The following is a 458-nucleotide window of genomic DNA, read 5'->3' as shown; positions in this document are numbered from 1 at the left end:
TAAAAAAGGCCGTCTGAAACCTTACTACGAGTTTCAGACGGCCTTTATTCCATCAAATAATCAAGCCTGTTTCAGTTTTGCATCGGCATCACGCAATGCAGTGCGCAGACCTTCTTCGATAACCGGATGGTAGAACGGCATATCCAACATTTGCGGAATCGTCATCTTCATTTGATGCGCCCAAGCCATCAAGTGTGCCAAATGTTCGGCAGCAGGGCCGACAATTTCCGCACCAATGAAACGGCCGGTCGCTTTCTCAGCATACAAACGCATATGGCCTTTGTTTACCAACATAACGCGGCTGCGGCCTTGGTTTCGGAAGGAAACTTCACCGATTACAAACTCATCAGGCTGATATTTCTCCGCAACTTGCGCGTATTTCAAACCGATAGTGGCAATTTGCGGATTGGTAAATACCACGCCGATTACGCTACGGCGCAAACCGCCCTCAATATGCG

Annotated in this window: 1 pseudogene; it reads right to left on the bottom strand. The window is 48.5% G+C overall.

Annotated features, from left to right (window positions below):
* Positions 1 to 60: 60 nt before the first annotated feature.
* Positions 61 to 458, bottom strand: a pseudogene (locus tag ACTHUM_RS19600) (dihydrolipoyl dehydrogenase); the annotation flags it as partial.

This window comes from Neisseria sp. P0021.S006 (assembly GCF_051956895.1).
Note: the sequence above shows the minus strand (reverse complement) of the source record. Positions and strands in the feature narration are given on the sequence as shown.